A 1,238-nucleotide genomic window follows, 5' to 3' on the forward strand; every position below is an offset into this window, starting at 1 on the left:
GTTTTGCTGGTGTTTCAGCGCGTCTCTCTGAAGTCGTGGCTGCGATGATCGTGCGAGGGTGGGTTGAATGTGGCTGCGACAATGCCTCTGGACTGGTGGCGGCGCTGCGTGATCCGCGACTGGCGGGAGCCATCTTGGCTGTCCACCGGGATCCCGGACATCATTGGACGGTAGCGGAGTTGGCATCGCAGTGCCATGTTTCCCGATCGGTGTTCGCGGAGCGCTTCCATGCGATGATCGGCGTACCGCCTCTGCGGTACGCGACGGAACTGAGAATGCTTCTTGCCAGCCAGTGGCTGGCCCAGGACACGATGTCGGTGGAAGCCATGGCTCGAAATCTTGGTTACACCTCTCAAGCTGCGTTCAGCCGCGCTTTCAAGCGCGTTACCGGGCAGCCTCCCAGCGCACGTAGAACGACCTCGCCCATACAGTTCGTTGCGTGACGCTTCCGACGGCGATCGCCCCGAGAAGGTAAAGGGGAAGGCGTTCGAGTGCTTCTAGGCCCAACCCACGACGAGTCTCGCCGATTGTTCAGGAATCGTGGGGTCCAAACCGGTGAGTTTCGCAAATCGATGAAGACGATTGGAAACGGTGTTGCGGTGACAGAACAGCTCGTTGGCCGATTCCCCGATACTGCCTGTTTTCAGATAGCTGCGCACGCATTCTTCGAGACGGACCCGCTCCGCGTCTCCGCAGGTCACCAAAGCATCGTCGACATAGGTGAGTAGCCCGCTACCTGATTCTTGTAGGCCTAGTTTGGCCAGTCTTGCCCACCCTCGGTCCCAGGTGAGAGCCGCGTGGTCTTCGCTGGTGATTGTTCGTGTGAGAGCTCGTGCGGTATTGGCCGCCGCGCGAAGGGCTGACAGACCGGTGTCGGCGTTGACAATTCCGACTCGAAGCTTGAGGAGGTTCCGGCCGACATCGGTAGCTTGCGGTCCGTCGAGGTCGAATCTGCGCGTGAAGGCAATCAGGACGTCGCCGAGGTAGTGGGTGTACACCGTTCGTCCGGAGCGCTCGGTTTCGGAGATGAACACTCGTAGCGCCGGGATGTCGTCACCGGCCGCTCCGATGACCAGAAGGGGGGCGCGTTGTGGGATTCGGAGTTCGGCTGCGATCGCATCCAGTCGATCTGCGTCTGTGGATCGGGGATCCTGGAACAGGTTTGCGATGCGTCCTTGCAGCGCAGACGATTCCTCTCTAAGCATGCGTTCTCGTTCGGCCATGTAGGCCCCTTGTGT

2 protein-coding genes are annotated in these 1,238 nt (G+C 60.3%); one reads left to right on the forward strand and one right to left on the reverse strand.

Annotated elements, in window-relative coordinates:
• Positions 1 to 443 (forward strand): helix-turn-helix transcriptional regulator (locus ACIQ2D_RS22170; RefSeq protein WP_402867436.1); only part of this gene is annotated, 443 nt, incomplete at its 5' end.
• A gap of 54 nt (positions 444 to 497) precedes the next feature.
• On the opposite strand, the gene ACIQ2D_RS22175 is transcribed toward ACIQ2D_RS22170, so the two are convergent.
• On the reverse strand, positions 498 to 1,238 hold a 741-nt coding region (locus ACIQ2D_RS22175), incomplete at its 5' end, for a helix-turn-helix domain-containing protein (RefSeq protein WP_402867437.1).

The sequence above is a fragment of the Lysinibacillus sp. NPDC097287 genome (assembly GCF_044761695.1).
Lineage (GTDB): Bacteria > Bacillota > Bacilli > Bacillales_A > Planococcaceae > Lysinibacillus.